General features: G+C 69.0%; 27 protein-coding genes. 13 read left to right on the plus strand and 14 right to left on the minus strand.

Annotated elements, in window-relative coordinates; translation table 11 throughout:
* The first annotated feature begins 75 nt into the window (after positions 1 to 75).
* Genes addB through trxA form a run of 3 tightly spaced genes read left to right on the plus strand, consistent with a single transcriptional unit; the run spans position 76 to position 7208 of the window.
* The gene (addB, locus tag H9Q09_RS03810) at positions 76 to 3207 is read left to right on the plus strand and encodes a double-strand break repair protein AddB (protein ID WP_187389942.1); all 3132 of its coding nucleotides are present in this window, start codon (positions 76 to 78) and stop codon (positions 3205 to 3207) included.
* Positions 3204 to 6833, plus strand: coding sequence for a double-strand break repair helicase AddA (gene addA / locus H9Q09_RS03815; protein WP_187389943.1), 3630 nt, complete (start codon positions 3204 to 3206; stop codon positions 6831 to 6833). Before addB ends, addA begins: the two co-directional genes overlap by 4 nt.
* Positions 6834 to 6887: 54 nt before the next feature.
* Positions 6888 to 7208 (plus strand): thioredoxin, encoded by a 321-nt coding sequence (trxA, locus tag H9Q09_RS03820; protein WP_009211089.1) that lies wholly within the window; start codon positions 6888 to 6890, stop codon positions 7206 to 7208.
* Positions 7209 to 7305: 97 nt separating this feature from the next.
* Here the strand turns inward: trxA and H9Q09_RS03825 are convergent, their stop codons facing one another.
* The 8 genes from H9Q09_RS03825 to H9Q09_RS03860 form a co-directional block, all read right to left on the minus strand.
* Positions 7306 to 8640, minus strand: a complete 1335-nt coding sequence (locus H9Q09_RS03825; protein WP_187389944.1) for a folylpolyglutamate synthase/dihydrofolate synthase family protein — start codon at positions 8638 to 8640, stop codon at positions 7306 to 7308.
* A gap of 44 nt (positions 8641 to 8684) precedes the next feature.
* Positions 8685 to 9629: an acetyl-CoA carboxylase, carboxyltransferase subunit beta gene (accD, locus tag H9Q09_RS03830; protein WP_187389945.1), complete on the minus strand. Its 945-nt coding sequence runs from the start codon at positions 9627 to 9629 to the stop codon at positions 8685 to 8687.
* A gap of 135 nt (positions 9630 to 9764) precedes the next feature.
* Positions 9765 to 10598, minus strand: a complete 834-nt coding sequence (trpA, locus tag H9Q09_RS03835) for a tryptophan synthase subunit alpha (RefSeq protein WP_187389946.1) — start codon at positions 10596 to 10598, stop codon at positions 9765 to 9767.
* Position 10599: 1 nt separating this feature from the next.
* Positions 10600 to 10920 (minus strand): divalent-cation tolerance protein CutA, encoded by a 321-nt coding sequence (cutA, locus tag H9Q09_RS03840; RefSeq protein WP_187389947.1) that lies wholly within the window; start codon positions 10918 to 10920, stop codon positions 10600 to 10602.
* A 99-nt stretch (positions 10921 to 11019) separates the two neighbouring features.
* Positions 11020 to 12240: a tryptophan synthase subunit beta gene (gene trpB / locus H9Q09_RS03845; RefSeq protein ID WP_187389948.1), complete on the minus strand. Its 1221-nt coding sequence runs from the start codon at positions 12238 to 12240 to the stop codon at positions 11020 to 11022.
* Positions 12237 to 12923, minus strand: a complete 687-nt coding sequence (locus tag H9Q09_RS03850; RefSeq protein WP_187389949.1) for a phosphoribosylanthranilate isomerase — start codon at positions 12921 to 12923, stop codon at positions 12237 to 12239. Before H9Q09_RS03850 ends, trpB begins: the two co-directional genes overlap by 4 nt.
* Positions 12924 to 13012: 89 nt before the next feature.
* A complete protein-coding gene (locus tag H9Q09_RS03855) occupies positions 13013 to 13765 on the minus strand; it encodes a SprT family zinc-dependent metalloprotease (RefSeq protein ID WP_187389950.1) in 753 nt (250 codons plus the stop codon).
* Positions 13766 to 13907: 142 nt separating this feature from the next.
* The gene (locus H9Q09_RS03860; RefSeq protein ID WP_187389951.1) at positions 13908 to 14339 is read right to left on the minus strand and encodes a DUF2852 domain-containing protein; all 432 of its coding nucleotides are present in this window, start codon (positions 14337 to 14339) and stop codon (positions 13908 to 13910) included.
* Between H9Q09_RS03860 and H9Q09_RS03865 the strand changes: the two genes are divergently transcribed.
* From H9Q09_RS03865 to H9Q09_RS03880, 4 genes are all read left to right on the plus strand, one after another.
* Positions 14269 to 14511 carry a hypothetical protein gene (locus H9Q09_RS03865; protein WP_187390159.1) on the plus strand — a complete coding sequence of 81 codons (243 nt, stop codon included), beginning with the start codon at positions 14269 to 14271 and terminating at the stop codon, positions 14509 to 14511. The two genes, H9Q09_RS03860 and H9Q09_RS03865, sit on opposite strands and share 71 nt — an antisense overlap.
* Entirely contained in the window at positions 14508 to 14951 is a 444-nt protein-coding gene (locus H9Q09_RS03870) for a YqaA family protein (protein WP_187389952.1), read from the plus strand. The genes H9Q09_RS03865 and H9Q09_RS03870 overlap by 4 nt, the downstream gene beginning before the upstream one ends.
* A gap of 106 nt (positions 14952 to 15057) precedes the next feature.
* Positions 15058 to 15468, plus strand: coding sequence for a VOC family protein (locus H9Q09_RS03875; protein WP_024349451.1), 411 nt, complete (start codon positions 15058 to 15060; stop codon positions 15466 to 15468).
* A gap of 22 nt (positions 15469 to 15490) precedes the next feature.
* Positions 15491 to 16159, plus strand: coding sequence for a ceramidase domain-containing protein (locus tag H9Q09_RS03880; protein ID WP_187389953.1), 669 nt, complete (start codon positions 15491 to 15493; stop codon positions 16157 to 16159).
* A 139-nt stretch (positions 16160 to 16298) separates the two neighbouring features.
* On the opposite strand, the gene H9Q09_RS03885 is transcribed toward H9Q09_RS03880, so the two are convergent.
* On the minus strand, positions 16299 to 17036 hold the full coding sequence (locus H9Q09_RS03885; protein ID WP_187389954.1) for a L,D-transpeptidase: 738 nt from the start codon (positions 17034 to 17036) through the stop codon (positions 16299 to 16301).
* Positions 17037 to 17270: 234 nt separating this feature from the next.
* On the opposite strand from H9Q09_RS03885, the gene cueR reads away from it, so the two are divergent.
* Entirely contained in the window at positions 17271 to 17669 is a 399-nt protein-coding gene (gene cueR / locus H9Q09_RS03890) for a Cu(I)-responsive transcriptional regulator (RefSeq protein ID WP_187390143.1), read from the plus strand.
* Between the two features lie 122 nt (positions 17670 to 17791).
* Positions 17792 to 18301 carry an MmcB family DNA repair protein gene (locus H9Q09_RS03895; RefSeq protein ID WP_187389955.1) on the plus strand — a complete coding sequence of 170 codons (510 nt, stop codon included), beginning with the start codon at positions 17792 to 17794 and terminating at the stop codon, positions 18299 to 18301.
* A gap of 22 nt (positions 18302 to 18323) precedes the next feature.
* Here the strand turns inward: H9Q09_RS03895 and H9Q09_RS03900 are convergent, their stop codons facing one another.
* Positions 18324 to 18899 (minus strand): ActR/PrrA/RegA family redox response regulator transcription factor, encoded by a 576-nt coding sequence (locus tag H9Q09_RS03900; protein ID WP_187389956.1) that lies wholly within the window; start codon positions 18897 to 18899, stop codon positions 18324 to 18326.
* A gap of 134 nt (positions 18900 to 19033) precedes the next feature.
* A complete protein-coding gene (locus H9Q09_RS03905; protein ID WP_187390144.1) occupies positions 19034 to 20389 on the minus strand; it encodes an ActS/PrrB/RegB family redox-sensitive histidine kinase in 1356 nt (451 codons plus the stop codon).
* A 210-nt stretch (positions 20390 to 20599) separates the two neighbouring features.
* On the opposite strand from H9Q09_RS03905, the gene H9Q09_RS03910 reads away from it, so the two are divergent.
* Entirely contained in the window at positions 20600 to 21094 is a 495-nt protein-coding gene (locus tag H9Q09_RS03910) for a DUF892 family protein (RefSeq protein WP_024349445.1), read from the plus strand.
* 73 nt (positions 21095 to 21167) lie between these two features.
* On the opposite strand, the gene H9Q09_RS03915 is transcribed toward H9Q09_RS03910, so the two are convergent.
* The 3 genes from H9Q09_RS03915 to H9Q09_RS03925 form a co-directional block, all read right to left on the minus strand.
* Complete coding sequence (locus H9Q09_RS03915) at positions 21168 to 22169, minus strand: 4-hydroxyproline epimerase (protein WP_187389957.1); 1002 nt, start codon at positions 22167 to 22169, stop codon at positions 21168 to 21170.
* A 19-nt stretch (positions 22170 to 22188) separates the two neighbouring features.
* Positions 22189 to 23457 (minus strand): FAD-binding oxidoreductase, encoded by a 1269-nt coding sequence (locus H9Q09_RS03920; protein ID WP_187389958.1) that lies wholly within the window; start codon positions 23455 to 23457, stop codon positions 22189 to 22191.
* Positions 23458 to 23572: 115 nt separating this feature from the next.
* Entirely contained in the window at positions 23573 to 23866 is a 294-nt protein-coding gene (locus tag H9Q09_RS03925; protein WP_187389959.1) for a hypothetical protein, read from the minus strand.
* Between the two features lie 160 nt (positions 23867 to 24026).
* Here H9Q09_RS03925 and pabB point away from each other — a divergent pair, with 160 nt between their 5' ends.
* From pabB to H9Q09_RS03940, 3 genes are read left to right on the plus strand one after another with little or no spacing between them, the layout of a single operon-like run.
* Complete coding sequence (pabB, locus tag H9Q09_RS03930; protein ID WP_187389960.1) at positions 24027 to 25430, plus strand: aminodeoxychorismate synthase component I; 1404 nt, start codon at positions 24027 to 24029, stop codon at positions 25428 to 25430.
* Positions 25427 to 26023, plus strand: coding sequence for an aminodeoxychorismate/anthranilate synthase component II (locus tag H9Q09_RS03935; RefSeq protein ID WP_187389961.1), 597 nt, complete (start codon positions 25427 to 25429; stop codon positions 26021 to 26023). The genes pabB and H9Q09_RS03935 overlap by 4 nt, the downstream gene beginning before the upstream one ends.
* The gene (locus H9Q09_RS03940; protein ID WP_348646270.1) at positions 26004 to 26864 is read left to right on the plus strand and encodes an aminotransferase class IV; all 861 of its coding nucleotides are present in this window, start codon (positions 26004 to 26006) and stop codon (positions 26862 to 26864) included. The genes H9Q09_RS03935 and H9Q09_RS03940 overlap by 20 nt, the downstream gene beginning before the upstream one ends.

Here is a 26864-nt window from a genome sequence, read left to right on the forward strand (position 1 = left end):
GAACCCCCACGCGCAATCGGGCCGCGCCGGCAACTGACCCGTGCGAATCGTCAGGGCTTGGCCTAGACTCGGTTCATGACCGCCAACCTGTTTTCGATCCCGCCGGGACGGCCCTTCCTTGCCACGCTTGCCGAAGGCCTGCTCGACGGTCGCATCGTGCCGTCCTTCCGCTACACGGGCGATCCGCTGGCCCTGGCCGGCACGACGATCTACGTGCCGACCCGCCGTGCCGCCCGCGCGCTGGCCGGCGAATTCGCCCGGCTTCTGGGCACCGGCAGCGCCATTCTTCCGGCCATTCGGCCGATCGGCGAAAGCGACGAGGCCAGCCAGTTCGCGCCCGAGGGCGAGCGGCCGTCGCTGGAACCGACCATGGGCGAACTGGAACGGCGTCTGCAACTCGCACGCCTCGCCCGGCAATGGCGCTCGGTCACGCGCGGCCGTGAATTCGAGGCGCTGATCGGCGAAGAGGCCGTTTTGCCGGCCTCCGCCGCCGACGCCCTGTGGCTCGCGGCCGATCTCGGCGCGTTGCTCGACGAGGTCGAGACCGAAGGCACCAGCCTCGGCAAGCTCGCCGGCCTCGCCCCCGATGCCCTGTCCGACTGGTGGCAGCTCACCGTCACCTTCCTGTCGATCGTCACGGAGACCTGGCCAAAGGCGCTGGCCGAGGCCGGCCGGGTCAGCGAGGCGACGGCCAAGAATGTCTGGTTGCGGGCCGAGGCCGAGCGGCTGCGGCGCGATCCCGGCACCGGCCCGGTGATCCTCGCCGGTTCCACCGCCACCGCCCCCGCCACCATCGAACTGATGCACGCCATCGCCCATCTCGAGCAGGGCGCCCTGGTGCTGCCCGGTCTTGACCGGCATCTCGATCCGGAGGCCTTCGCCGCGATCTCGCGCGAGGGCGCGATCTCGGCGCCCGGCCATCCGCAATACGGCCTGAAGACCATCCTTGCCCGCTTCGCCCTGCCGCCGGAGGCGGTGACGCATCTCGCCCCGAACGAAGAGCCTGCCCTCACCGCCCGCGAGGCCTTCGTCGCCGATGCGTTGCGCCCGGCCGAAACCACCCATCGCTGGCGCGAGACGGCGCGCGATCACGGCGCAGAGGCCCTGGACGGTCTCGCTCTCGTCGAGGCGAATGACGAACGCGAGGAGGCCCTCGCGATCGCCTGCGCGATGCGTGCGGCGCTGGCCGATCCGGATGCGACGACGGCGCTGATCACCCCGGACCGCAACCTCGCCCGCCGGGTCGTCTCGGAGCTCGCGCGCTTCGGCATCGCCGCCAATGATTCCGGCGGCCGGCCGCTGGCGGCCACGCCGCCCGGCACGCTGCTGACCACCCTCGCCGCCGTTGCCCTGCAGCCGGGCGACCCGATCGCGCTGATCGCGCTGCTGAAGCATCCGCTGACCCGGCTCGGCATGTCGGCTGCCGAGGCCCGCCGCGCCGCCCGCGCCATCGAGATGCTGGCCCTGCGCGGTTCGGTCGGCATTCCCGACGGCGCCCGCCTCGGGACCATCGTCGCCGAGCGGCGCAGGATGCTGGAAACCGCGATCCACATGCCGCGGCCGGTCCGCATCCTGCCCGAGGCCGAGCGCGAACTGGCCCAGACCATGGCCGACCGCCTGGAGGTCGCATTGGAGCCGCTGTCCGCCCTGCGCGACGGGACCGAACGCGAGATCGCGGCCTATGCGACCGCGCTGACACGCTGCCTCGAAGCCGTGGCGGCGGATGCCGACGGGGACGCCTCCGAGGTCTATGCCGAGGAGGCCGGCCGGGCGATGATCGAGTTCCTGAGCGACATCGTGCGAGCGCCCGACACCGGCTTTGGTTTCGCGTCCCGCGAACTCGGCGACGTCATCGATGCGCTGATCGCCGGCGTCACGGTCAAGCCGCGCGGCGGCCTCTCCGCCCGGGCCTTCGTCTGGGGCACGCTGGAGGCGCGGCTGCAGAGCGTCGACATGGCGATCCTCGGCGGCCTCAACGAGGGCACCTGGCCCGGCGGCACCAAGAGCGGCGCCTTCCTGTCGCGGCTGATGCGCCGCGAGATCGCCCTCGACCCGCCGGAGCGGCGCATCGGCCTGGCCGCCCACGATTTCTGGATGGCGATGGGCGCCCGCAAGGTCGTCATCACCCGTTCGCGGCGTGCCGGCGGCGCCCCGGCGATCGCCTCGCGCTGGCTGCAGCGGCTGACGACGCTGGCCGGCGAGGACGGCACCGCGCGCCTGCGGGCCGCCGGCCAGACCTATCTCGACCATGCCCGCCGGCTCGACGACGCGCCGGCCGAAGCCGGACCGGACATCCGCGCGGCCCGCCCCGAGCCGCGCCCACCGCTGGAGCGCCGGCCGACCTCCTATTCGATCACCGACGTCGAAACGCTGATCCGCGATCCCTATGCGATCCATGCCCGCAAGATCATGAATCTCGAACCGCTGCCCGAGCTGATGCGCGATCCGCACGCCGCCGAACGCGGCAATCTCTTCCACGACATCCTCGGCCGCTTCGTACAGCGCGGCCACGATCCCGACGCGGGCGATGCCGAAGCGGAGATCCTCGCCATCGCCCGCGAGCGCTTCGACGAGGAAATGCTGCCGCCGGACATCAAGGCGGTGTGGTGGCCGCGCGCCGAAGCGCTGTGCGCCAACTTCATTGCCTGGGAGCGCGAGCGCGGGCCCCGTGTGGCGAGGCGTCATGCCGAGATCGGCGGCGCTTACGACTTCACCGACCTGGCGACGACGCTGCGCGGCCGGGCCGACCGCGTCGACGTCATGACCGACGGCTCGACCGAGATCCTCGACTTCAAGACCGGAACGACGCCCTCGGTCTCGCAGGCCCGCGCGCTGCTGGCCCCGCAGCTGCCGCTGGAAGGCGCCATGGCCAAGCTCGGCGCCTTTGCCGACGCCGGCACCGCCTCGGCGATTTCCGACCTCGTCTATGTCCGCCTGCGCGAACGCACTCTCTATGAGGACCATCTCGCCAGCGATGGCGGCCGCAAGGGCGAGCCGGTCGATCCCGACGCGCTCAGCGACGAGGCCCTGGCGAAGTTCCGCGGCCTGGTGGCGAATTTCCGCAACGCGGCGACCCCGTTCCGCTCGCGCACGCGGCCCTTCATCGCGGGCGATTTCTCCGGCGCCTACGATCATCTGGCGCGGGCGCAGGAATGGTCGATCGGCGCCGACGAGGGCGGCGACGGCGGCGAAGGGAGCGCGACATGAGCGGCTTTACCGGCATTGCCGAAACGACGCGGCTGCAGGCCATCGCCGCGGACCCCGAACGCTCGGTCTTCGTGTCGGCCAATGCCGGCTCCGGCAAGACCCATGTCCTGACCGAACGCGTCGTGCGGCTTCTCCTGTCGAAGGTCGAGCCGTCGAAGATCCTCTGCCTGACATACACCAAGGCGGCTGCGGCCGAGATGTCGGGCCGCGTCTTTGCACGGCTGGCGAAATGGGCGACAGCCGAGGATGCCGATCTCGCCGCGGAGATTGCCCGGCTCGACGGCAGGCCGCCCACGCCGGAGCGGATGATCGTCGCGCGCCGGCTCTTCGCCGAGGCGCTGGAGACGCCGGGCGGGCTGAAGATCCAGACCATCCACGCCTTCTGCGAGGCGATCCTCCATCAGTTTCCGCTCGAAGCGAACGTTCCGGGGCATTTCGAGGTGCTGGACGACGCCGAGAGCATGGCGCTGCTGGCCGAAGCGCGCCGCCTGCTGATTACCGGCGCGGCGCGGAAGGCACCGGGCGAAGCCGCCTCGGCGCTGGCGGACGCCTTTGCCTCGGCTCTCACGCTGGCCGGCGAATGGGGCCTCGATCAGCTCATCGGCGAAATCGTCAACCGGCGCGACGCCATCCGGCGGCATCTCGACGAGGCCGGCGGGATCGATGCGGCGGTCGCGCTTCTGCGCCATGCACTCGGGCTGGAGCCCGGCGAGGACGAGGCCGCGATCCTTGCGGCGGCAGACGATGCGCCCGGCTTCGACGCGGCCTTCTGCGACAGCGCCATGAGCCTTGCCGCCGCCAGTTCCAAGCCGACCGACGCCAAGTTCCACGACCGCCTGCAGGCGCTCCGGGACGCCGGCACGCCCGACGCGCGGCTCGCCGCGCTGAAGGCGCTGTGCCTGACGGCCAAGGGCACGCCCTACAAGCCGTCGAGCGTCGCCACCAAGGCGGTGGCCGACGCCCTGCCCGACTTCCCCGAGCGGCTGCAGCAGCTAGCCGACCACGTCCAGGCGATCGACGAGCGCCTCGCCAGCCTGCGGCTGTTTCGCGCCAGCGCCGCAGCGCTGGTGATCGCCGACGCCTTCGAGCGCGACTATGCCATCCTCAAGCGCCGCCGCGGGCGGCTGGATTTCGAGGATCTGATCGTGCGGACCGCCGAGCTCCTGACCCGCTCGGCCGCCTCCGCGTGGGTCCATTACAAGCTCGACCAGGGCATCGACCATGTGCTGATCGACGAGGCGCAGGACACCAGTCCGCGCCAGTGGCAGGTGATGCGCCAGCTGGTGGAGGAGTTCTTCGCCGGCGCCGGGGCCCGCGAGGTCACCCGCACGGTCTTCGCCGTCGGCGACGAAAAGCAGTCGATCTACTCCTTCCAGGGCGCCTCGCCGCGCATGTTCGCCGATGAACAGCGGGCCATGCGGCAGCGTGCCGAGGCCGCCGAGGCCCGCTTCGAAGAGGTGCGGCTGACCCAGTCCTTCCGCACCGCCGCCGACGTCCTGCGGGCGGTGGACACCGTCTTTGCCGACGCTGAGAACCGCAAGGGCCTGTCGTCGGGGGACGAGCCGCCGGCGCATCAGACGGCGCGGGGCGAGGCGCCGGGCCTCGTGGAAATCTGGCCGGTCTATCAGGCCGAGGAACAGCCGCAGTCGCGCGACTGGCTGCAGGCGATCGACTACGAGCCGGCCAATTCCCCGGCCAACCGGCTAGCACGGCGGATCGCCGCCCAGATCGGCGACTGGATCGGCGATCCCATCGCCCACAAGGGCGTGGTGCGCCCGCTGGCGGCGGGTGACGTCATCGTCCTGGTGCGCAAGCGCTCCGGTTTCGTCGCCGCCATGGCCAAGGCGCTGCGCGACGCCGGCATTCCGGTCGCCGGCGCCGACCGTCTGGTCATCACCGACCATATCGCGGTGAAGGATCTGATGGCGCTCGGCCGGACGGTGGCCAATTTCGAGGACGATCTGTCCTTCGCCGCCGTCCTGAAGTCGCCCTTCTTCGATTTCACCGACGACGACCTCATGGGACTGGCCCTGTCCCGCGAACGCCATGAGCCGCTGTCGCTCGGCCTGCGGTGGATCTGCGGGCCGGAGGGTCTCGCCCGCGTGCCGGAATTCGTGCCCGACGAAACGACCGAGGCGTTTCTGGCCAAATGCCGCTACGCACTGACGCGGCTCGACGAATTGCGGGCCCGTTCGGGCTTCGAGACCATCTTCGCCTTCTATGCCCGCATTCTCGGCCCCGAGGGGGGCCGGGCCCGGCTGACGCGCCGGCTCGGCTCGGATTCGGGCGAGGTGATCGATGCCTTCCTCGATCTGGCGCTGGCCGACGAGGAAGCGGGCGAACCCGGCCTCGATGCCTTCCTCGCACGGCTGGCCGCCGCCCCGCCCTCGATCAAGCGCGAGATGGAGCAGGGCCGCGGCGAGGTGCGGATCATGACCACCCACGCCTCCAAGGGGCTGGAGGCGCCCGTCGTCTTCCTCGTCGATCCCGGTTCGGCCCCGTTCAGCCACGCCCATGGCGCCCGACTGATGGAATGGCCCGACATGCCCGGTCTCGTGCCCGGCATGTCGCCGGGCTTCCTGTGGCGTGCCGCCAAGGATCTGGAGAACGACGCCATCGCTGCCCTGAAGGAGGCCGAGAAGGCGCGGGCCGAGGAGGAGTATCGCCGGCTGCTCTATGTCGGCATGACCCGCGCCGCCGACCGGCTGGTCGTCTGCGGCGTCTCGGGCGTGCGCGGCCCGAACGAGAATTCCTGGCTGCAACGGGCCCAGCTCGCCCTGTCGGCGGAGTGCCAGCCGGTGACCGACGCCGACGGCGCGACCATCGCCTGGCGCTTCGGCGCGGCCGGGACGGGCGACAAGCTGGCTGCCGCAATCCCCTTACAGCCCGACGCGCCCGCCCCGCTCGACCTGTCGCCGCTGCCGCCGGAAATCCTGCCGCCGCGGCCGCTGTCGCCGTCCTCCGCCGGCGAGGGCACCGAGATCGCCGAAGACGACGCGATCCCGCCCGAGGCCGCGCCGGCCTTCGTCTCACCGGTGCTCAGCCAGACGGGCGATCCATCCTTCGCCATCCGGCGCGGCCTTGCGGTCCACAAGCTCCTGCAGGTCTTGCCGGAGATGGCCACGGACGCACGAGAGGCGGCCGCCCGGCGCTATCTGGCGACCGCGGCGCCGGAGATGCGTCCGGGTGATCACGACGCACTGGTGGCCTCGGCGCTGGCCGTCATGGACGATCCGGAATTCGCCCCGATCTTCGCCGCCGGCAGCCGGGCCGAGGTGCCGGTCGCCGGCGAGATCACGCTCGCCGGCCGCAGCTACCGCGTCAACGGCACGATCGACCGTCTCGCGGTCACCGCAACGCGGGTGCTGATCGTCGACTACAAGACCAACCGACCGCCGCCCGCCTCGCTGGCAGAGGTCTCGCCGGCCTACATCATGCAGCTGGCGCTCTACCGCGAGATGCTGAAGCCGCTTTATCCGGACCGGCCGATCGAGGCGGCGCTGCTCTTTACCGAAGCGCCACGGCTGATCGCCCTGTCGGAAGCGGTGATGGAGCAGGCGGTCGCGCGCCGACGGGCGTCCACCCAATCGGCAACGGAGCGTCAAGAGAACGGCGCCGTCGCTTGATTTGGCGCCAAGCGACTTCTACGTAACGAGACGAACAGGATTTAGGAGCCGACCATGGCCACGACAAAGATCGACACCAGCAATTTCCAGACCGACGTCCTCGGCAGCGACAAGCCCGTCGTCGTCGATTTCTGGGCCGAGTGGTGCGGGCCCTGCAAGATGATCGCGCCGAGCCTCGAGGAAATCTCCAACGAGATGGACAATGTCCGAATCGCCAAGGTGAACATCGACGAGAACCCGGACATCGCCGCCCAGTTCGGCGTGCGTTCGATCCCGACGCTGATGATCTTCAAGAATGGCGAGCATGCCGACACGATGGTCGGCGCGCAGTCCAAGTCGAAGCTCGTCGACTGGATCAACAAGGGCGCCGCCTGAACGGCTCAGCGTCCAGCGCCATCGCAGTGAATTGAAAAAGGCCCGGGTCGATCGCCCGGGCCTTTTTTCGTGTGATGGGCTCAGCGCACGCGGGAGTTCAACGCGGGGCGAGACCGCTGCTGGAGAGCACGTCGCCGACCAGATAGAGCGAACCGCAGATCAGGAAGCGCGGCGCGCGGCTGTCGTCCCAGCTGCTGGAGACCAGCCGGATCGCCTCCTCGACACTGTCGCAGGGCTCGGCGTCGAGGCCGGCGTCGATCGCCGCCTCGGCCAGATCGTCGGGGTCGATACCCGCATCCGACGAGCCGACGGGCACGGTGAAGACATGCCGCGCGATGCCGGCGAAGGACGCGAAGAAGCCGGTCGGATCCTTGGTGTTGATCATCCCGACGATCAGGAACAGCGGCCGCGAGACCCGCTCCTCCAGATCGGCCAGCGTCTCGGCGATAGCCGCCCCCGCACCGGGATTGTGGCCGCCGTCGAGCCACAGCTCCGAGCCCGGAAAGGCCGCCCGGTAGAGCGGACCCGAGGCGATCTGCTGCATCCGTCCCGGCCATTCGACATGGGAAAGCCCCGCCTCGATCGCCTTGTCGGCCGGTGCGAAACCGCCATGGCGCAACGCGGCGATGGCGGTCGCGGCATTGGTCAGCTGATGGCGTCCCGGCAGTCGTGGCATCGGCAGGTCGAGCAGGCCGGATTCGTCCTGATAGACCAGCCGTCCGTGTTCCTCATAGGCGAAGAAGTCCTGGCCGTAGACGAGCAGCGGCGCCCCGGCGCGGTCGGCCATGGAGGTCAGCACTTCCAGCGCGATCGACTCGTTCTGCTGGCCCAGCACCACCGGCACGCCGCGCTTGATGATGCCGCCCTTCTCCGCCGCGATCAGTTCGACGCGGTCGCCGAGATAGGACTGATGATCGAGCGAGATCGCGGTGATGACCGTGACGGCCGGCTTCTCGATGACGTTGGTGGCGTCGAAGCGGCCGCCGAGACCGACTTCCAGAAGCACTGCGTCGGCGGGATTTTCCGAAAACAGCAGGAATGTCACCGCGGTGAGGATCTCGAACACGGTGATCGGCGCACCGGCATTGGCCTTCGCCGCGCGGGCCACGGCCTCGGCCAGCATCGCGTCGTCGACCAGTGCCCCGGGCTCGCCCTTGCGGCCGATGCGGTAGCGCTCGTGCCAGTTGACGAGATGCGGCGAGGTGTGGGCGTGCACCGCCTGCCCGTCGGCCTCCAGAATGGCCCGGCAGAACGCCGTGACGGAGCCCTTGCCGTTGGTGCCGGCGATGTGGATCTGCGGCGGCAGCTTGCGCTGCGGCTCACCGAGTTCGGTCAGAAGCCGGCGGATGCGGTCGAGCGACAGGTCGAAGCCCTTCGGATGCTTCAGCATCAGGGCGTCGATTTCGGCGGCGGCCAGCGAGGTCGTTGTCATCGGAAAGAATTACGCCAGTGCGGGGAGCGATGCAAAAAGGTCGCTCAGCCCGCGGCCTGCGATTCCGGCGCCTGGACTGGCTCGGACCCCATGGCCTCGACGGGCTCGGCCACGATCGCTTCCTCCTCGACGGCCTCGGCCGGCTGCCGGGTCAGCAGCTTCAGCAGATTGGCGATGGTCGGGCGCAATTCGTGGCGATGCACGACCATGTCGACCATGCCGTGGGCCATCAGATACTCGGCGCGCTGGAACCCCTCGGGCAGTTTCTCGCGGATCGTCTGCTCGATGACGCGGGCGCCGGCAAAGCCGATCACCGCGCCCGGCTCGGCAATGTGAACGTCGCCCAGCATCGCATAGGAAGCCGACACGCCACCGGCCGTCGGATTGGTCAGGACGACCATGTAGGGAAGCCCCGCCTCCTTGAGCATCTCAACCGCCACCGTCGTGCGCGGCAGCTGCATCAGCGACAGGATGCCCTCCTGCATGCGCGCGCCGCCGGAGGCGGCGAACAGCACCACCGGGCGCCGCTCGGCGATGGCGGTCTCGAAGCCCTTGATGATCGCCTCGCCGGCGGCCATGCCGAGCGAGCCGCCCATGAAGGCGAAGTCCTGGACGATGGCCATCACCGGCACGCCCTCGAGGCTGCCGCGCGCCGCCAGCACGGCATCGTCCATCTCGGCCTTCGCCTTGTATTCCTTCAGCCGGTCGACATAGCGCTTGGAGTCGCGGAACTTCAGCGGGTCGACCGCGACCTTCGGCAGTTCGATCGTCTCGAAGGCGCCGTCGTCGAAGAACGCCTTCAGCCGGTCGCGGGCCCGGATGCGCATGTGGAAGCCCGAGGACGGCACCACCCACTGATTGGCTTCCAGGTCCTTGTGGAAGACCATCTCGCCGGTCTCGGGACATTTGATCCAGAGGTTTTCGGGCACTTCGCGCGTGGCGAGGAGGCTCGAGATCTTCGGGCGAACGTAGTTGGTGATCCAGTTCAAGGCACTTGTCCCGTGGCAAAATCGGTCCGGCAGCCGGTGCCGGCGAGGGGCGGCAGCGCAATCGCTGCCGCAGGAATTAGGCGGTCACGCATCCCCGTCGACGGGACGCGTCACGCCCCGGACATGGTCGCCCGCTCAGGACTTGGCAAGATGGGCGGCACGCACGCCGCCGGCGATCTCGCCGACGAGGTCGCGCACGTCGCTCACCGTGCGGTCGGTGGCGCGGCCGTTCTCCAGCGACTGCTCGATCGCCTTGACGATCGCCGAGCCGACGACGACGCCGTCGGCGCCCTTGCCAATCTCGCGAGCCTGGTCGGCGGAGGTCACGCCGAAGCCGACGCAGACCGGCAGGTCGGTGTGCTTCTTGATGCGGCCGACGGCGGCGGCGACCTTGTCTGCATCGGGAGCGGCCGAGCCGGTGATGCCGGTGATCGAGACGTAATAGACGAAGCCGGAGGTGTTCTTCAGCACCGCCGGCAGGCGCTTGTCGTCAGTCGTCGGGGTGGCGAGGCGGATGAAGTTCAGCCCCTTAGCGAGGGCCGGCAGGCAGAGCTCGTCATCCATCTCCGGCGGCAGATCGACGACGATCAGCCCGTCGACGCCGGCCTCCAGCGCATCGGCGACGAAGGCATCGACGCCGTAGATGTAGATCGGGTTGAAATAGCCCATCAGCACGATCGGCGTCGTCTGGTCGCCCTCGCGGAAGGCGCGGACCAGCGCCAGGGTCTTCTTCAGGCTGGCGCCCGCCTGCAGCGCCCGCAGACCGGCCTTCTGGATCGCCGGCCCGTCGGCCATGGGATCGGAGAAGGGCATGCCGAGTTCGATGATGTCGGCGCCGGCCGCCGGCAGCGCCCGGGCGATCTCCAGCGCCGTCTCGTGGTCGGGATCGCCGGCCATGACGAAGGTCACGAAGGCCGGACGACCCTCTTCCTTCAGCGCGCGGAACCGGTCTTCGATGCGTGTCGTCATGTCAGGCTTTCGTCACCTCGGCGACCCAATCTGCGGTCGCCGCGTCCACGTGATCAACCTTGAAGCCGAAGATCGCGGGCGTGTCATAGGGATGGTGTTCGCGGATCGCCGCCGCGCAGGCGTCGAACCGGTCCGCCGTGGTCTTGATCGTCAGCGGCCACTCGTCGTGGCGCTCCTTGCTGCCCTGCCAGACATAGCGGCTGTCGACTTCCTTGCCGATATTGACGCAGGCCGCGAAGCGGCCGTCGATCAGGACATGCGACAGTTCCCGCGCGTCTTCCAGCGAGGGACAGGTGACGTGGATTTCGACGATGTCGGTCATGCAGGCTCGCTTCGCTCGCTGGCTTCTCCAGCGTTGTCAGCTTGGTTTTTCGGACATTCCGCTTTCCGGGCCGCCCATCGCGGCGGCCCGTCCGGCAGTCTAGAGATCGACCCCGAGATGTTTGGCGGCGGTGAAGACGTCCTTGTCGCCGCGTCCGCAAAGATTCATCACGATGATCTGGTCCTTGCCCATGGTCGGGGCGCGCTTGACCACTTCGGCCAGCGCATGGGCCGGCTCCAGCGCCGGGATGATGCCCTCGGTGCGGGTCAGGAGCTGGAAGGCCTCGAGCGCTTCGGTATCCATGATCGGCACATATTCCACCCGGCCGGAATCCTTCAGCCAGGAATGCTCCGGCCCGATGCCCGGATAGTCGAGGCCGGCCGAGATCGAATGGCCTTCCTTGATCTGGCCGTCGTCGTCCTGGAGCAGATAGGTGCGGTTGCCGTGGAGAACGCCAGGGGAGCCTGCGGTCAGCGAAGCACAATGCTCCTCGCCCTCAAGGCCCTTGCCGCCCGCCTCGACGCCGACGATGGCGACATCCTTGTCGTCGAGGAAGGGATGGAACAGGCCGATGGCGTTGGAGCCGCCGCCGACGGCCGCCACCAGCATGTCCGGCAGGCGCCCTTCGGCGGCCATCATCTGCTCGCGGGTCTCCTTGCCGATCACCGACTGGAACTCGCGCACCAGCTCCGGATAGGGATGCGGGCCGGCGGCGGTGCCGATCAGGTAATAGGTGGAATCGACATTCGTCACCCAGTCGCGGAGCGCCTCGTTCATGGCGTCCTTCAGCGTGCCGTGGCCGGCGGTGACCGGCACGATCTCGGCACCCAGCAGCTTCATGCGGAAGACGTTGGGCGACTGCCGCTCGACGTCGGTCGCGCCCATGTAGATGACGCAGGGCAGGCCGAAGCGGGCGCAGACCGTGGCGGTCGCGACGCCATGCTGGCCGGCGCCGGTCTCGGCGATGATCCGGGTCTTGCCCATCTTGCGGGCGAGCAGGATCTGGCCGAGGCAGTTGTTGATCTTGTGCGAACCGGTGTGATTCAGCTCGTCGCGCTTGAAATAGATCTTGGCGCCGCCGAGCTTCTCGGTCAGCCGCTCGGCAAAATAGAGCGGTGACGGCCGGCCGGTGTAATGGGTGTTCAGCCCGTCGAGCTCGGCCTTGAACGCCGGATCGACGCGGGCCGTCTCCCACGCTTCCTGCAGATCGAGGATCAGCGGCATCAGCGTTTCGGCGACGAAGCGGCCGCCGAAGATGCCGAAGCGGCCTTCCTCGTCGGGGCCGGCGCGGAAGGAATTCGGGGTCAGCGGCTGGTTCACGAGACTCGTGCCTTTCTCGCCAGCTCGCCCAGGCGATCCAGCGCATCGAAGAAGCTGTGCATGCGGCCGGCATCCTTGACGCCGGGGGCGCTTTCGACGCCGGACGACACGTCGATGCCGGACGGATCGGCGATCCTGACGGCCTCGGCGACGTTGTCGGCGTCGATCCCTCCGGAGAGCATATAGGCCATTTGCGGGTCAAGGCCCGACCCGGCGGCCGAAAGCAGCGTCCAGTCGAAGGAGACGCCGTTGCCGCCCGGCAGATTGGAGCCCTTGGGGCGCTTGGAATCGAGCAGGATACGGTCGGCGACGCCGGCATAGGGCGCGACCGCGGCGAGATCCTCGGCGGCAGAAATCGGCAGCGCCTTCATCACCTTCAGCCCGGTGCGCGCCTTGATGTCGCGCACCCGCTCCGGCGTCTCGCGGCCATGCAGCTGCAGCCAGTCCGGCTTCACGTCGCGGGCGAAACGGTCGAGCAGCGCATCGTCGGGATCGACGGTGACGATCACGGTCTCGGCGCGGCCGCCGACCTTTGCGACGAGCTCGGCCATCGGCCCCACGTCCATATGCCGCGGGCTTTTCGCGAAATGCACGAAGCCGACATGGCTTGCGCCACGCTCCAGCGCCACCGCGAGGGTCTCGGGTGTGGACAGTCCGCAGATCTTGACGTCGAAGGCTCGCAAAAGCCGCACTCCCGAAGGTCGGATCGCACTCTTGGCGCCCTTATCGCGCCTCTCGCCCCGGCCTGTAAAGGACGCCTCGGCGCCGCAGGTCAGGCGCCGGAACAATCGATGGCGTGCAGGCCCGCCCCGTGGCGCTTCAGCCAGTCGCGGCCGTGGTCCATGCCCGGGCAAAGCTCGCGGCAGAGCGCCCAGAACGACGCGCCGTGGTTCATCTCGCGAAAATGCGCCACCTCATGGGCGGCGAGATAGTCGAGCACCTCCGGCGGCGCCATGACGATGCGCCAGGAAAAGGCCAGCCGCCGGTCGATGGTGCAGGAGCCCCAGCGGCTGCGGGTGTCCTTCAGCGCCATCGAACGCGGACGCAGGCCGACGGTCGCCGCATGGCGATCCACCGCCGCCTGCAGATCCTGCCGCGCCTCGCGCTTCAGCGTATCGACGACACGGCGCACGAAGTGTTCCGGCGCGCCGCCGACCATCAGGCACGCCTCCCCGTCGACCGTCTCGAAGCGCGATGCCCGGCGCTCCGGCGCCGACACGAGCCGCAACGTGCCGCCGCGAAACGGAATGGTCGCGCCGTCGGCGACGACCACCTGCCCCGGCGCCCGGGCTACACGTTCCTCGACCCAGCCGCGATGACGCTCCAGGAATTCGGCGATCGCCCGGCCCGACACCTGGCGCGGCGCGGTCACGACCACGCCGGACGCGCCGGGGGCAAGCCGCAGGATCATGCGCTTGGCGCGGGGGTTGCGCCGGATGGTCACGGCGACCGGGCCGCCGGCGAGATCGAGCCGTTCGGGGATCGCCGAGACGCGCGGCTTGGCATGGGGAAAGAGGAAGGACATCGGCAGCCGGACAGGGATGGGCGGCGATACGCCGCCGTTCGAATCGCAGTCTACACCCTCACGACATGAAAAACGGCGACGCCCGGGGGACGCCGCCGCCTTTTTCGTGGACGCCCGGCCGGGCCGGGCGCCATCGTTTCGGTCAGGCCGGCTGGCCGTCGACCACCGGGCCGTCGTCACGGCGCTTGCCGCGCTCGGCCATGAAGCGGTCGAACTCCTGCTGGTCCTTGGCCCGGCGCAGTTCGCGCGCATAGGCGGCGAATTCGGCCTCGGCCTCGTGCAGGCGGCGACGCTCCTCGTCGAGGCGGTTAAGTTCCTTCTCCCGCCAGTCGTCGAAGGCGACATTGCCGGTCCGCGGGGCGCTGAAGGGGCTGCCCCCGCCGGCGCGCTTCAGGCTGCCGAACAGGCGGTCCGTCGTCTCATTGACGTCCCGCTTGAAGCCGTCCAAACGGTCACCCCAGAGGATGTAGGCCAGCATCGCCAGGCCGAGAGGCCAGAAGATCATGAAACCGCCAACCATCAGGGCAATCGTGGCCGGCGTCCATGCCGGACGAATCAAAGCTCGCGAAGTCATCGCAGTCACGTTCCTTTCGAAAATGGCCGCGACGCTGAGGCACCGCGGGGGCTTCGACATGTCTCGCTGCAGTATCCACAACATGGTGACTGGCGAAACGGCGTTCAATCTCCCGCGCGCGAAAATTGGCCGGTGCGAGCGTTTTTCGGTCCGCCCGGCGGCCCTGCGATGACGCTGTTCGCCGCCTGCGCGGGCCTGTTCTGGAGTGCCTTCCTCGCCGCGACGCTGCTGCCCGGCGCCTCGGAGATCGTGCTGGTCGCGCTGCTTGCTGAAGGCGTCGGCGAGCCCTGGCTGCTTGTCGTCGTCGCCGGTGTCGGCAACACGCTCGGCTCGGTGGTCAACTGGGTCTGCGGCCGCTTCCTTCTGCACTATGCCGACCGCCGATGGTTTCCGGTGCCGCCGCGCCATCTCGACAGGGCCACGGGGTTCTTCAACCGCTACGGCGTCTGGACCCTGCTGCTTGCGTGGTGGCCGCTCGGCGGCGATGCGCTGACGGTGATCGCCGGCGTGCTGCGGGTGCCGCTCCTGCGCTTCACGATCCTCGTCGCGATCGGCAAGTTCGCCCGCTACGCGGTGGTCGCCGGCGCGACGCTCGCCTGGCCTGGGCTTTGACGCCGGCGCTCGGGCCGCGACATCGCGTCGAGGGGTGTGAAGTTTTGATGACCCGGATCGCGAAACGCGATTACGATGCTATCCTCGTCGCAAGGGAGGAGCCGCGATGCCATCGACCGTCATTCCCACCATTCGCTACGAGAATTGCCGCAAGATGATCACCTGGCTCTGCGATACACTCGGCTTCAGCCGCCACGCCGTCCACGAGGATACCGACGGCAGTATCCTGCATGCCGAACTCGTCCACGGCGACGGCATGGTGATGGTTGGCGACGCCCGGGACGACGCGTTCGGCGCCTTGCAGACGACGGCGAAGGCCGGCGCGCCCGTGTCCCAGAGCCCCTACCTGGTGGTCAAGGATGTCGACCATCTCTACGAGGCGGTGCAGGCGGCCGGCGCGACCATCGTCGTGGATCTGCAGGAGAAGAGCTACGGCTCGAAGGAATTCGCCTGCCGCGATCCCGAGGGCCAACTCTGGAACTTCGGCACCTACGATCCCTGGCGCACCGGACAGTAGGGCCTGACGCGACGGCGCGGCCATGGACTGGACGCAACCAATCGACGCCTATTGCGAGCGCCTGGGAGCCGGCTTCTGGGCCGAGCCACTGAATGCGGTCTCCAATCTCGCCTTCCTCGTCGCGGCCGCAGCCGGCCTTGCGCTGTGGCAGCGGACCGGCGGACGGGATCGGCCGGTGTGCCTGCTCGCCGGCCTCGTCGCGATCATCGGCATCGGCTCGTTCCTGTTCCACACTTTCGCCAACCGCTGGTCGAGCCTTGCCGACGTCCTGCCGATCGCGCTGTTCATCTACGCCTATTTCTTCCTGGCGCTGCATCGCCTCGTCGGCCTCGGCCGCTGGGCCGCGGGCCTCGGCACCGCCGCCTTTCTGGGCGCCTCGATCCTCTCGGAGCCGCTCTTCGCAGGAATGGTCGGATCCTCGGCGGGCTACGTGCCCGCGCTTCTCGCCATGCTCGGCATCGGCGGTTACCTGGTCGCGACCGGCCACCGGGCAGGCCCCCCGATTCTTGCGGCCGGAACGGTCTTTGCCGTCTCGCTCGGCCTGCGCATGGCCGACGCCCCGCTCTGCGCGGACTGGCCCCTCGGCACACACTTCCTCTGGCATGTGCTTAACGCGGTGACCCTGGGACTGCTGCTGGCCGCGGCAGGCCGCCAACCGGAGACCGAGGCCGCAAGAGCGAGCGCACGCTGAGGCGCGTCGGGTCGATCATCCAGTTCGATAGCGCAGGACAAAAAAAGGCCGGACGCCTCCCCCGAAGCATCCGGCCCTGGCGGTCCCCCGCCCTGTAAACTGGTGTCCGGCGACAGATCGCCGGAGACAGCGCCTCTGCTCAGCGAGCGGCGAGGCGCTCCTTGCCCTGCTTGACCACGACACGCGCATCCATCGGAACGCGGTCGTACAGGTCGATGATGTCCTGGTTCATCAGACGGATGCAGCCCGACGAGGCGGCCGTGCCGATGGTCCACCATTCCGGCGTGCCGTGCAGGCGGAACAGCGTGTCCTTGCCGTTCTGGTAGAGATACAGCGCGCGGGCGCCGAGCGGGTTGGTCAGGCCGGGCTCCATGCCGTCGCGATAGGGCTCGAGATCCGGCTTGCGGTCGATCATCTCGGCCGGCGGAAACCATTTCGGCCAGGAGCGCTTGGCGCGGATGTTGGCGTCGCCAGCCCAGGAGAAGCCAGCGCGGCCGACACCGATGCCGTAGCGCATGGCCATGCCGTCGGCTTCGACCACGTAGAGGAAGCGGTTCGGCGTATCGACCACGACCGTGCCCAGCTCGTATTCGCGGCCTTCCGGGAAGGACACGCGCTGGCGCAGATACTGCGGATCGATCTTCTCGGTCGGAATCGCCGGCAGCGCGTAGCCGTCATCGACGACGGCCGAATAGCCGAGCGCCGAGGTGGCACCGAGGCTGCCCTCGTTCGGCAGGTTGGTCGGTGCGGTGTAGGCGGAGACCCCGGACGGCGCCAACGATGCGCGCTGGTTGCTCGCGCAACCGGCAGCCACGGCCAGCGAAAGGACCGCAGCACCAAGGAGAAGGGAACGTTTGCTCGTCATCGAAAATGCCATGTTCGGGGTGGGATGGGATCAGTTCGCCGAACGAACCGCGCACCGGAGGAGCGCCGACCATCTGTAGCCGTCTCCTCGTTAGTCCGCGTCCATCCGTCAGGCAATACGGGATGGAAGCACGGCGTTGGTTAACGAAGGCTTTGTTGCCGCTTGGTGACAGTTGACGGCGGCGGTCGCCGCGACATCTCAGGCGCACTCTGGGACGTTCGCAACCTGAGCTACGAGGGCTTTTTGATGAACATCGGAGAGGCGGCCCGGCTGTCCGGCCTCCCCCCCAAGACGATCCGCTATTACGAGGAAGTCGGGCTGGTCAAACCCTCCCGGGCCATCAACGGCTATCGCAATTACGGCGATCGCGATGTGCATCTCCTGCGGTTCCTCCAGCGCTCGCGCTCGCTCGGCTTCACCATCGAGGAAGCGCGGCGGCTGATTTCGCTCTACGAAGACGGGGGGCGGCGCAGCGAGGACGTGAAGTCCATGGCCAGCTCCCGCATGGCCGAGATCGACCGCAAGATCGCCGAGCTGCAATCATTGAAACGCGCCCTCGCCGATCTCAGCGAGCGCTGCCACGGCGACGACGGCCCGGACTGCCCGATCCTCGAGGAGATCTCCGGGGACCGCACCGGCCGCTGAGCCACGCCTTCGTATCGTCGGCGTATCGGCACCGCGGGGCGTGGCTGCGACGTCCCGCCGCGTTTCTGGTTTGTTCGCGTTTTTGCTTGCCGTAAGCGTCGCGGCTCGGCTAGGTCTCGATCATGCCGATCATATCCCCCTTCCGCGTCGACCCGCTGGTCGACGGTCGCCAGTCCGAGCGTGCCATGATGGTGCGCCGGGGCGTGCAGCGCCTGATGCTGGCGCGCAAGGTGTCGCTGCTGCCGGAAATGGCGCTGGCGTCCGGCCGCCGGGCCGACCTCGTCTGCCTGTCGGAAAAGGGCGAGATCACCATTATCGAGATCAAGACCTCGATCGAGGATTTCCGGGTGGACCGGAAATGGCCGGACTATCTGCAGCATTGCGACCGGCTGTTCTTCGCCACCCATCCCGGCGTGCCGGCGGACATCTTTCCCGAAAGCTGCGGGCTGATCGTGTCGGATGGCTACGGCGCGGAAATCCTGCGCGAGGCGCCGGAAGACCGGATCGCGCCGGCGACGCGCAAGGCGATGACGCTGCGTTTCGCGCGGCTGGCCGCCGACCGCCTGGTACAGGCGGAATGGGCGGCCAATCCGTTCATGACCGGGATGGCGGGCGAGACGGAGGCGGACTGACCGCCGCCGCTGGGTGCCGTGCTCAGCGCGGCGCGCGCTTGGCGAGGATCCGCTGCAGGGTCCGGCGGTGCATCGACAGCCGGCGGGCGGTCTCGGAGACGTTCCGGTCGCACAATTCATAGACGCGCTGGATATGCTCCCAGCGGACCCGGTCGGCCGACATCGGGTTCTCCGGCGGCGCGGCGCGGTCGCCCGCCTTGCGGCTGAGCGCGGCGATCACTTCGTCGGCATCGGCGGGCTTGGCGAGATAGTCGATGGCGCCGAGCTTCACGGCGGTGACGGCGGTGGCGATGTTGCCATAGCCGGTCAACACCACGACCCGGGCATCCTCGCGGGCCCGCTGCAGCGCCTCGATCACGTCGAGCCCGTTGCCGTCGGCCAGCCGCATGTCGACGACGGCGCAGGCCGGTGCCGAGCGTTTCAGGGCGGCAAGCCCTTCCTCGACGCTCTCGGCGGTCACCACATCGAAGCCGCGCTGCTCCAGCGCCCGGCTCATGCGCTGCAGGAACGGGCGGTCGTCATCGACCAGAAGCAGCGATCGGTCACCCTGCGGCAGAAACGACCGCTCAGGAGCAGCCCCTACAGTTTCGGTCAACATCGGCGTTCCTTTCCTTTGTCCGGGAAATGGAGCGCCGGGCACACGCCTTCAACGGCTTGCACCCGCCAGAACCGGCAATCGGCATGCGACCGAAGTACGCATCCGGCGTGCGCCGCCTCGGCTCTGCCGCTGCGTCAGTCGCGGGTCACCGGCCGGTTCGACAGGAAGACGTCCCGCGGCCAGGAGATCACCACGACGGCGCCGTTGGCGACGCGGCCGCGGCTTGCCCGGTTGGCGAAGGTGATCGAGGCGCCGGAGCGTTCGAGCAGCGTCTTGGCGATGAACACGCCGAGGCCGAGACCGCCGCCGGTGTTGCGCTCCGTCGAGTCGCGGTCCGACATGTAGGGGTCTCCGATCCGATCAAGGATCTCCGGGGCAAAGCCCGGCCCGTCGTCCAGCACCTCGATATAGACCTGGCTCTCGCTCCAGCCGGCGCGGATGATCACCTCGCCATCGGCAAAGTCCACCGCGTTCTCGACGATGTTGCCGAGGCCGTAGACGATGCCGGCATTGCGGCGGGCGACCGGCTCGGCGCCATCGCGCTCGACCGTCTCGACCTTCAGCGCGACGCCGAAATTGCGGTGCGGCTCGGCCACCTCGTCGATCAGCGACATCACCGACAGGCGCGCCAGATGGGTCTCGCTGGACGAGGACAGGGAGCTGAGCTGGCGCAGGATCGTGCGGCAGCGCTCCGACTGCTCGACCAGCAGATCCACGTCCTCGCGCTGCGGGTCGTCGGCCGGCACCGAACGACCCATCTCCTTGGCGACGAGGGCGATGGTGGCGAGCGGGGTGCCGAGCTCATGGGCGGCGGCGGCGGCCAGCCCGTCGAGCGCCGACAGGTGCTGCTCGCGCTGCAGGACGAGTTCGGTGGCGCTCAGCGCATCGGCGAGCGCCCGCGATTCCGCCGCCACGCGGTAGATGTAGATCGAGGAGAAGACGAGGGTGGTGACGATCGCGAACCACAGGCCGCCGACATAGGAGATCGGCAGTTCCAGCGACATGCCGTGGGGCCAGGGCACCGGCATGTGGAAGAAGGCCAGCGCCGTCGTGCAGATCACCGCCAGAAGCCCCACCCCCACGGTCGTCAGCGGCGGCTGCGTCGCCGAGGCGATGATCGAGGGCACCACGAGGAACACCGTGAACGGGTTCTCGATGCCGCCGGTAAGGAACAGGAGGCCCGTCGGCTGCAGGATGTCGAAGGTCAGCACGCCGGCCGCCGCCGTCGAGGACAGCCGCCGGCTCGCCGGGAAGCTGATCGACAGATAGATGTTCAGCGCCACCGAGGCGGCGATCAGCGCAAGGCAGGTGCCGATCGGAAACGGCCACCACAGCCCCCAGGCCACGAAGACGCAGGCCGCGGTCTGGCCGGCGACGGAAAGCCAGCGCAGCCGCACCAGCGTCGCCAGGCGCAGCCGCTGGCTCTCGCGCATCATGGTCACGAAGGCCGGCAGGCGGAGGTCGAAACTGGAACGGGTCGCCTGGTCCATGATCGGCTTCAACTATTCTTGAAAGGAAATCGGAGACTTACCGTCTAGCCCGTCATCCGCATCGCCGAAAGTGGTCAAAGCCGCGCGGGGTGTCCGGGCAGCCGGGACCAAGTGCCGCGCCGGCTCCCATCATGGAACACCCGGCCGTCCTTTGCCCTTTACCGTCCCGAAGCGCCAAGGCGCACAGGATCAAGACGGAAGGGACGCATCATGGCTCTCGCCAATCTCAAGGACATCTATATCGACCAGCTGCAGGACATTCACAGCGCCTGCAACCAGTCCGCCAAGGTCACCCGCGAGCTCGCCGGCGTCGCCACCGACGGCGACCTGAAGAGCGCGCTGGACGCCGGCGTTGCCGGCATCGAGGACGGCATCGCCACGCTGAAGGAGATCATCACCGCCCATGGCGCCGATCCCTCGGGCGAATTCTGCAAGGGCATGGAAGGCCTCGTCAAGGAAGCCCGCTCGCACGGCATCGAGGAGGACATCACCGATCCCGACGCCCGCGACGCGATGATCATCACCCAGTATCAGCGCATGGCCCATTACGCGATCGCCGGCTATGGCTGCCTGGAAGCCTTCGCCAAGCGTCTCGACCTGAAGGATGACGCCCAGAAGCTGCAGAAATGCCTGGACGCCACCTATCACGGCGACAAGACGATGACGCAGATCGCCACCGGTGGCATCAACAAGGCCGCCGCGTAAGCACCGCGACAGAGCCAATATCAGGGCCGTCGGCGCATCCGCGCCGGCGGCCTTTCTCGTGCGGCGCTTGAGCCTACAGCACCTGGAAACCGTGCCGGAACGGGTCGCGGTCGTCGATGAAGATCGTGTTGATGCCGGTCAGCCGGGCCCAGCCGGCGATGGACGGCACGATCGCCGGCTTGCCGCCAACCTCGGCCGCGGCCTCGACCCGGCCGTGGAACAGCGAGCCGATGATGCTCTCGTGGACGAAATCGTCGCCGGGCGCGAGGCGCCCCTTGGCCGCCCACTGCGCCATGCGCGCCGAGGTACCGGTGCCGCAGGGGCTGCGGTCGATCGCCTTGTCGCCGTAGAACACCGCGTTGCGGGCCGTGGCGCCCTCCATCGTCGGCTCGCCGGCCCACAAGACATGGCGCAGGCCGCGGATCGCCGGGGTGTCCGGGTGCACGAACTCATGGGCGTCGTTCAGCGCCGCGCGTAAAGGGCCGGACAGGGCGACAAGCTGGGAGGCGGTGAAGTCGGCCATGTCGCGGAAATTCGGCTGCGGATCGACGATGGCGTAGAAATTCCCGCCATAAGCGATGTCGACCGTCAGCGGGCCGAGACCGGGGCAGTCCACCGCGATGCCTTCGGCGTGCAGGAAGGCCGGTACATTGGTCAGCCGGACCTCCTCGACGAAGCCGTTCTCCTCGCGGTGGCGGCAGGTGACCACGCCGGCCGGCGTGTCGAGCCGCAGGATCCCGGGCTCCTTCGGCCGGACGAGCCCGTGCTCCAGCGCCATGGTCACCGTGCCGATGGTGCCGTGGCCGCACATGGGCAGGCAACCGGAGGTCTCGATATAGAGCACGGCCACGTCGCAATCGTCGCGGGTCGGCGGGTAGAGGATCGCGCCGGACATCATGTCGTGGCCGCGCGGCTCGAACATCAGCCCGGTGCGGATCCAGTCATATTCGGCCATGAAATGCGCCCGCTTCTCGATCATCGTCGCCCCGTCGAGGAATGGGCCGCCGCCGGCAACGAGGCGGACGGGATTTCCGCAGGTGTGACCGTCGAGGCAGAAGAAGCTGTGGCGTGCCATGAGGATCTCCGGTGGCAGGTCAGGCGAAGCGGCGCGGCGAGAAGGCCGCAAGGTTGATCGGCGCCGGCGTGCCGGTGACGAGATCGGCGAGAATGCGCGCCGTCGCCGCCGACTGGGTCAGGCCGAGATGGCCGTGGCCGAAGGCATAGAATACGCGGTCGGTCGCGGACGCGGGCCCGATGACCGGAAGCGAGTCCGGCATGGACGGTCGAAACCCCATCCATTGCCGGCCACCCGTAGTGTCGAGTGCGGGCAGGAAGCGCTTCGCCTTCTCCAGCATGGTCGCCGACCGACGATAGTCCGGCGGGCGGTGCAGGCCGCCGAGCTCGACGGCGCCGCCCACCCGGATGCCGGATGTCAGCCGGCTTACCACGAAGCCATGGCCGGGAAAGGTCAGTTGCCGCTTCAGGTCGAAGGCGCCCGGCGGCAGGGTGGTGTTGTAGCCGCGCTCGGTCTCCAGCGGCGGCCTGTCGCCGAGGGCGGCCGCCAGCGGCTTCGACCATGCGCCGCCCGCAACGATTGCGTGTCGTGCTTGGAGGTCCGACCCGTCCGCCAGCTTCAAGCACACCGTGTCGCGGGCCGGCGCAAGGCCGCGCACCTCGGCGCGGACGATCCGCCCGCCCCGTTCGATGACGCGGTCGGCCAGCGCCCTGGCATAATCATAGGGATCGGCGATCGACTGCCATCCGGGCACGAAGGTCCCGTGGGTGAAGCGCGGCGACAGGCCCGGCTGCAATTGCGCGATGCCGGCGGTGTCCAGATGGCGACAGGCGATGCCGGCGGCCTCGCGCGCCTGCCAGGCCCCCAGCGACGCCTCGAACTCGGCGCGGCTTTCGTAGAGTTCCAGCGCCCCGTCGGAGCGCAGCATCGCGTCGAGCCCGGCCGCCGCGATCAGCCGGCGGGTCTCGGTGCTCGCCAGCTCCATCATCGCCACCTGGGCGGCGAAGCTGGTCGCGAAGGCGGCGGGCCGGCTGGCGCGCCAGAACCGGAACAGCCACGGCGCAATGGTCGGCAGGTAGGCCGGCGGCACGCTCAACGGGCCCAGCGGATCGAGCAGCCAGCGCGGTGCCTTGCGCAGGATGCCCGGCGAGGCCAGCGGCATGACATCGCTGAACGCGAAGGCCCCGGCATTGCCGAAACTGGCGCCGTGGGCGACCTCGCCCCGCTCGATCAGGACGACGCTTTGCCCGCGCTCCTGCAGGGCGAAGGCGGCGGTGATGCCGACGATGCCCGCGCCGACGATCGCGACATCCGCATCGGTTGTCCTGCCATCACTGGTAGACGCCATCGCCTGTCCCCGCCACTGGTTCCTCGCAGCGATGCCGCAAGAACGACCGATGCACAAGGGGCGCGGCGGAAGGCCTTCCACACGCCGTTCCGTCGGGACGGCGGCGCGACCGTTGTCAGTCCGTGCGGCCGGCCCGGCAGCGGCGATAGGCGGCCTCGCCCTGGTCGAGCGCACGCTGGCGGGTCAGCGCGCGCACGCCGAACCCGTCCTCCCCGCGGTCGATGCGGTTCTCGTAGCTGTTGCCGGCAGTCTGGCGGGCATACTGGCGGCAGAAGGCATCGGAACCGCGGGGGTTTTCGTTGGCCGACACCCGCGCGCCGACGATGGGCGAGCCGTTGGGATAGGGGGCGGTGCTGTTGCAGCCGGCGACGCCAGCAAGGACGGCAACCAGAAGAAGGGCGGATCGCATCCTGGATCTCCGAATCAGAGGCAAGCTGGCCGGATAGATGGCGCTGATGGGCCGCCGCGCCAGTGGCCGGTCCGAAGTCGGACGGGCTGCGACAGGGCGGCCGGGCCGAGGCGGCGAAACCGGTTTGACGGGGCCCCGGAGATCAGGGCATCTGCCGGGGATGGTGTATGACGAGATCGCTCCCCTTGCGCCGCAGATCGCGGCGGCCCGGCTGAGGCCCCTCGGCGGCCTGGCGTTTCTCGATAGCGCCATGCGTCACGCGACGCTGGGGCGCTATTCCTATGTCGCCGCCGCCCCCTTCGCCGCCTTCACGGTGGACGCCGAAGGTGCGATGCTCGATGGACACCGCCTCGACGGCCCGCCGCTGGCGGCGCTCGACGCCATCCTCGCCGCCCATCGCCAGGAAGCGCATCCCGATCTGCCGCCCTTTCAGGGCGGCGCCGTCGGCTTCATCGGCTACGAATTCGCCCGGCATCTGGAAACGCTCGCCGCGCCGGCCGATCTCGATCCGGCAAAGCCCAGCCTGCGCTTCGATCTCTACGACACGGTTCTCGCCTTCGATCACGAAGCCGACCGCGCCTTCGTGATCGGCGTGCGCCGGGCCGGCGAAAGCGACGACGCCCCCGCCCGGGCGCGTATCGCCCGCTTCCGGGCCGCGCTGGAAACGGAGGCGCCGGCTCCTGGCACAGGCGCACGGCCGGGCGGCCTCGACTGGCGCTCCAATTTCTTTGCCGACGACTACCGCGCGGCGATCCAGAAGGTGCGCGACTACATATTGGCCGGCGACATCTACCAGGCCAATGTCGCCCAGACCTTCACCGCCAGGCTCCCCGACGCCTTCGACCCCTTCGCGCTCTATCTGCGGCTGCGCCGGACCAATGCCGCGCCCTTCGGCGCCTATCTGGAGCATGAGGGCCTCGCCATCGCGTCCTCCTCGCCGGAGCGCTTCCTGAAACGCGACGGCGACACGGTGGAAACCCGCCCGATCAAGGGCACGGCGAAGCGCTCCGCCGACCCGGAGGAAGACCGCGCGCTGGCCGAGGCACTGCTGGCCTCGGAGAAGGACCGGGCCGAGAACGTCATGATCGTCGATCTCCTGCGCAACGACATCTCCCGCGTCTGCACGGCCGAAGCCGTGGAGGTGCCGGTGCTGTGCGGCCTCGAAAGCTACGCCTCGGTCCATCACCTCGTCTCGGTGGTGACCGGAACACTTCGGCCCGGCCGGACCGCCGGCGACCTCATCGCCGCGACATTTCCGGGCGGCTCGATCACCGGCGCGCCGAAGATCCGGGCCATGGACATCATCACCGAGATCGAGAACACCGCCCGTGGCCCCTATTGCGGCGCCATCGGCTATCTCGGCTTCGACGGGGCGATGGACCTCAACATCGCCATCCGCACCGTCAGCTTCGAGGCCGGCACGGCGCGGCTGTCGGCCGGCGGCGGCATCACCGTCCTGTCGGACCCGGCGGCCGAATACGAGGAGACCTTCACCAAGGCGACCCGCGTCTTCGCGGCCTTCGATGCGGACGACAGGAATGGTGCGAAGGACGGTTCGCGATGATCCTCGTCGTCGACAATTACGACAGCTTCGTCTTCAACGTCGCCCGCTATCTCGAACGGCTGGGCGGCACGATCGAGGTCGTGCGCAACGATGCCGTCAAATGGCAGGAGATCGACGCGCTCGCACCATCGGCCGTGATCATCTCGCCGGGTCCCTGTTCGCCGCGCGAGGCCGGCATCTCGCTCGACCTGGTGCGGCAATTGTCCGGCCGCGTGCCGATCCTCGGCGTCTGCCTCGGCCATCAGGTCATCGGCGAGGCCTTTGGCGGCACCGTGACCCGGGCCCTCAAGCCCATGCATGGCCGTGCCTCGCGGATCGCCCATGACGCGGCGAACCTCTTCGACGGATTGCCGCGACCGACAATGGTCGGGCGCTATCATTCGCTGATCGTCGAGGAAACGCCGGCGATGCGCGATCACCTCGCCATCGACGCCCGTTCGGACGAGGGCGAGATCATGGCCCTGTCGCACCACACGCACCCGACCTGGGGTATCCAGTTCCACCCCGAATCCGTTTTGACCGATCGCGGCGAGCGTATCTTCGAGAATTTCCTGTCCCTTGCGGAGCGTTGGCGTGGACGAGATCTGGATTGACGGCGGCTTTGCGGCGGCGCCCGGCGCCGTTGCCGCGAACGACCGCGGCCTGACCCTTGCCGACGGGGTCTTCGACACGTCGCTGGTTCTGGGCGGCAGGGTGTTTCGCCAGGAGGCCCATCTCGATCGGCTGATGGCCGCCGCGGCCAGTCTTGCCATTCCGGCGGACCGCGCGGCGCTGGAACTGGCGATGACGGCGTTGGCCGAGCGACGCGGCGACGGGGCGATCCGCCTGACGCTGACCCGCGGCCCCGGCGCACGCGGCCTCGCCTTTCCCGCCGATCCGCAGCCGACGCTGATCGGCACTGCGGCGCCGCTCGCCCCCGCGATGATGTTCGCGCCGCTGCGGCTTCAGGTCTCTGAGATCCGCCGCAACGAGACCTCGCCGACGGCGCGGGTGAAGTCGCTGGCCTATCTCGACAGTGTCCTCGCCAACCATGCCGCAAGGCAGGCCGGCGCCGACGAGGCGCTGTTCCTCAACGGGGCGGGTCGCGCCGCCTGTTCGGCGCTGGCGAATGTCTTCGTCCTGGCGGGGACCGAGATCGTCACGCCGCCACGCGACGACGGCGTCCTCGACGGCATCGTGCGCGGCTGGATCCTCGACAATGCCGGTGCCTTCGGTCTGTTGGCGGTCGAAAGGCCCCTGACGCTCCCCGATCTCGCGGCGGGTCAGATCGTCCTGACCAACAGCCTGCGCCTGATCGCGCCGGCCAGCCTCGATGCGCCGGCGCCGGCCATGCCGGCCCCGCCCTTGCGGGCGCTGATGGAAGGGCTCTGCGCCGCCATCGCGGAGGAATGCGGGGTCGATCCGCGCGAACGCGGAGCGGTGCTGCCCGGCTGA

The organism is Aurantimonas sp. DM33-3, assembly GCF_014334315.1.
GTDB classification, from domain to species: domain Bacteria; phylum Pseudomonadota; class Alphaproteobacteria; order Rhizobiales; family Rhizobiaceae; genus Aurantimonas; species Aurantimonas coralicida.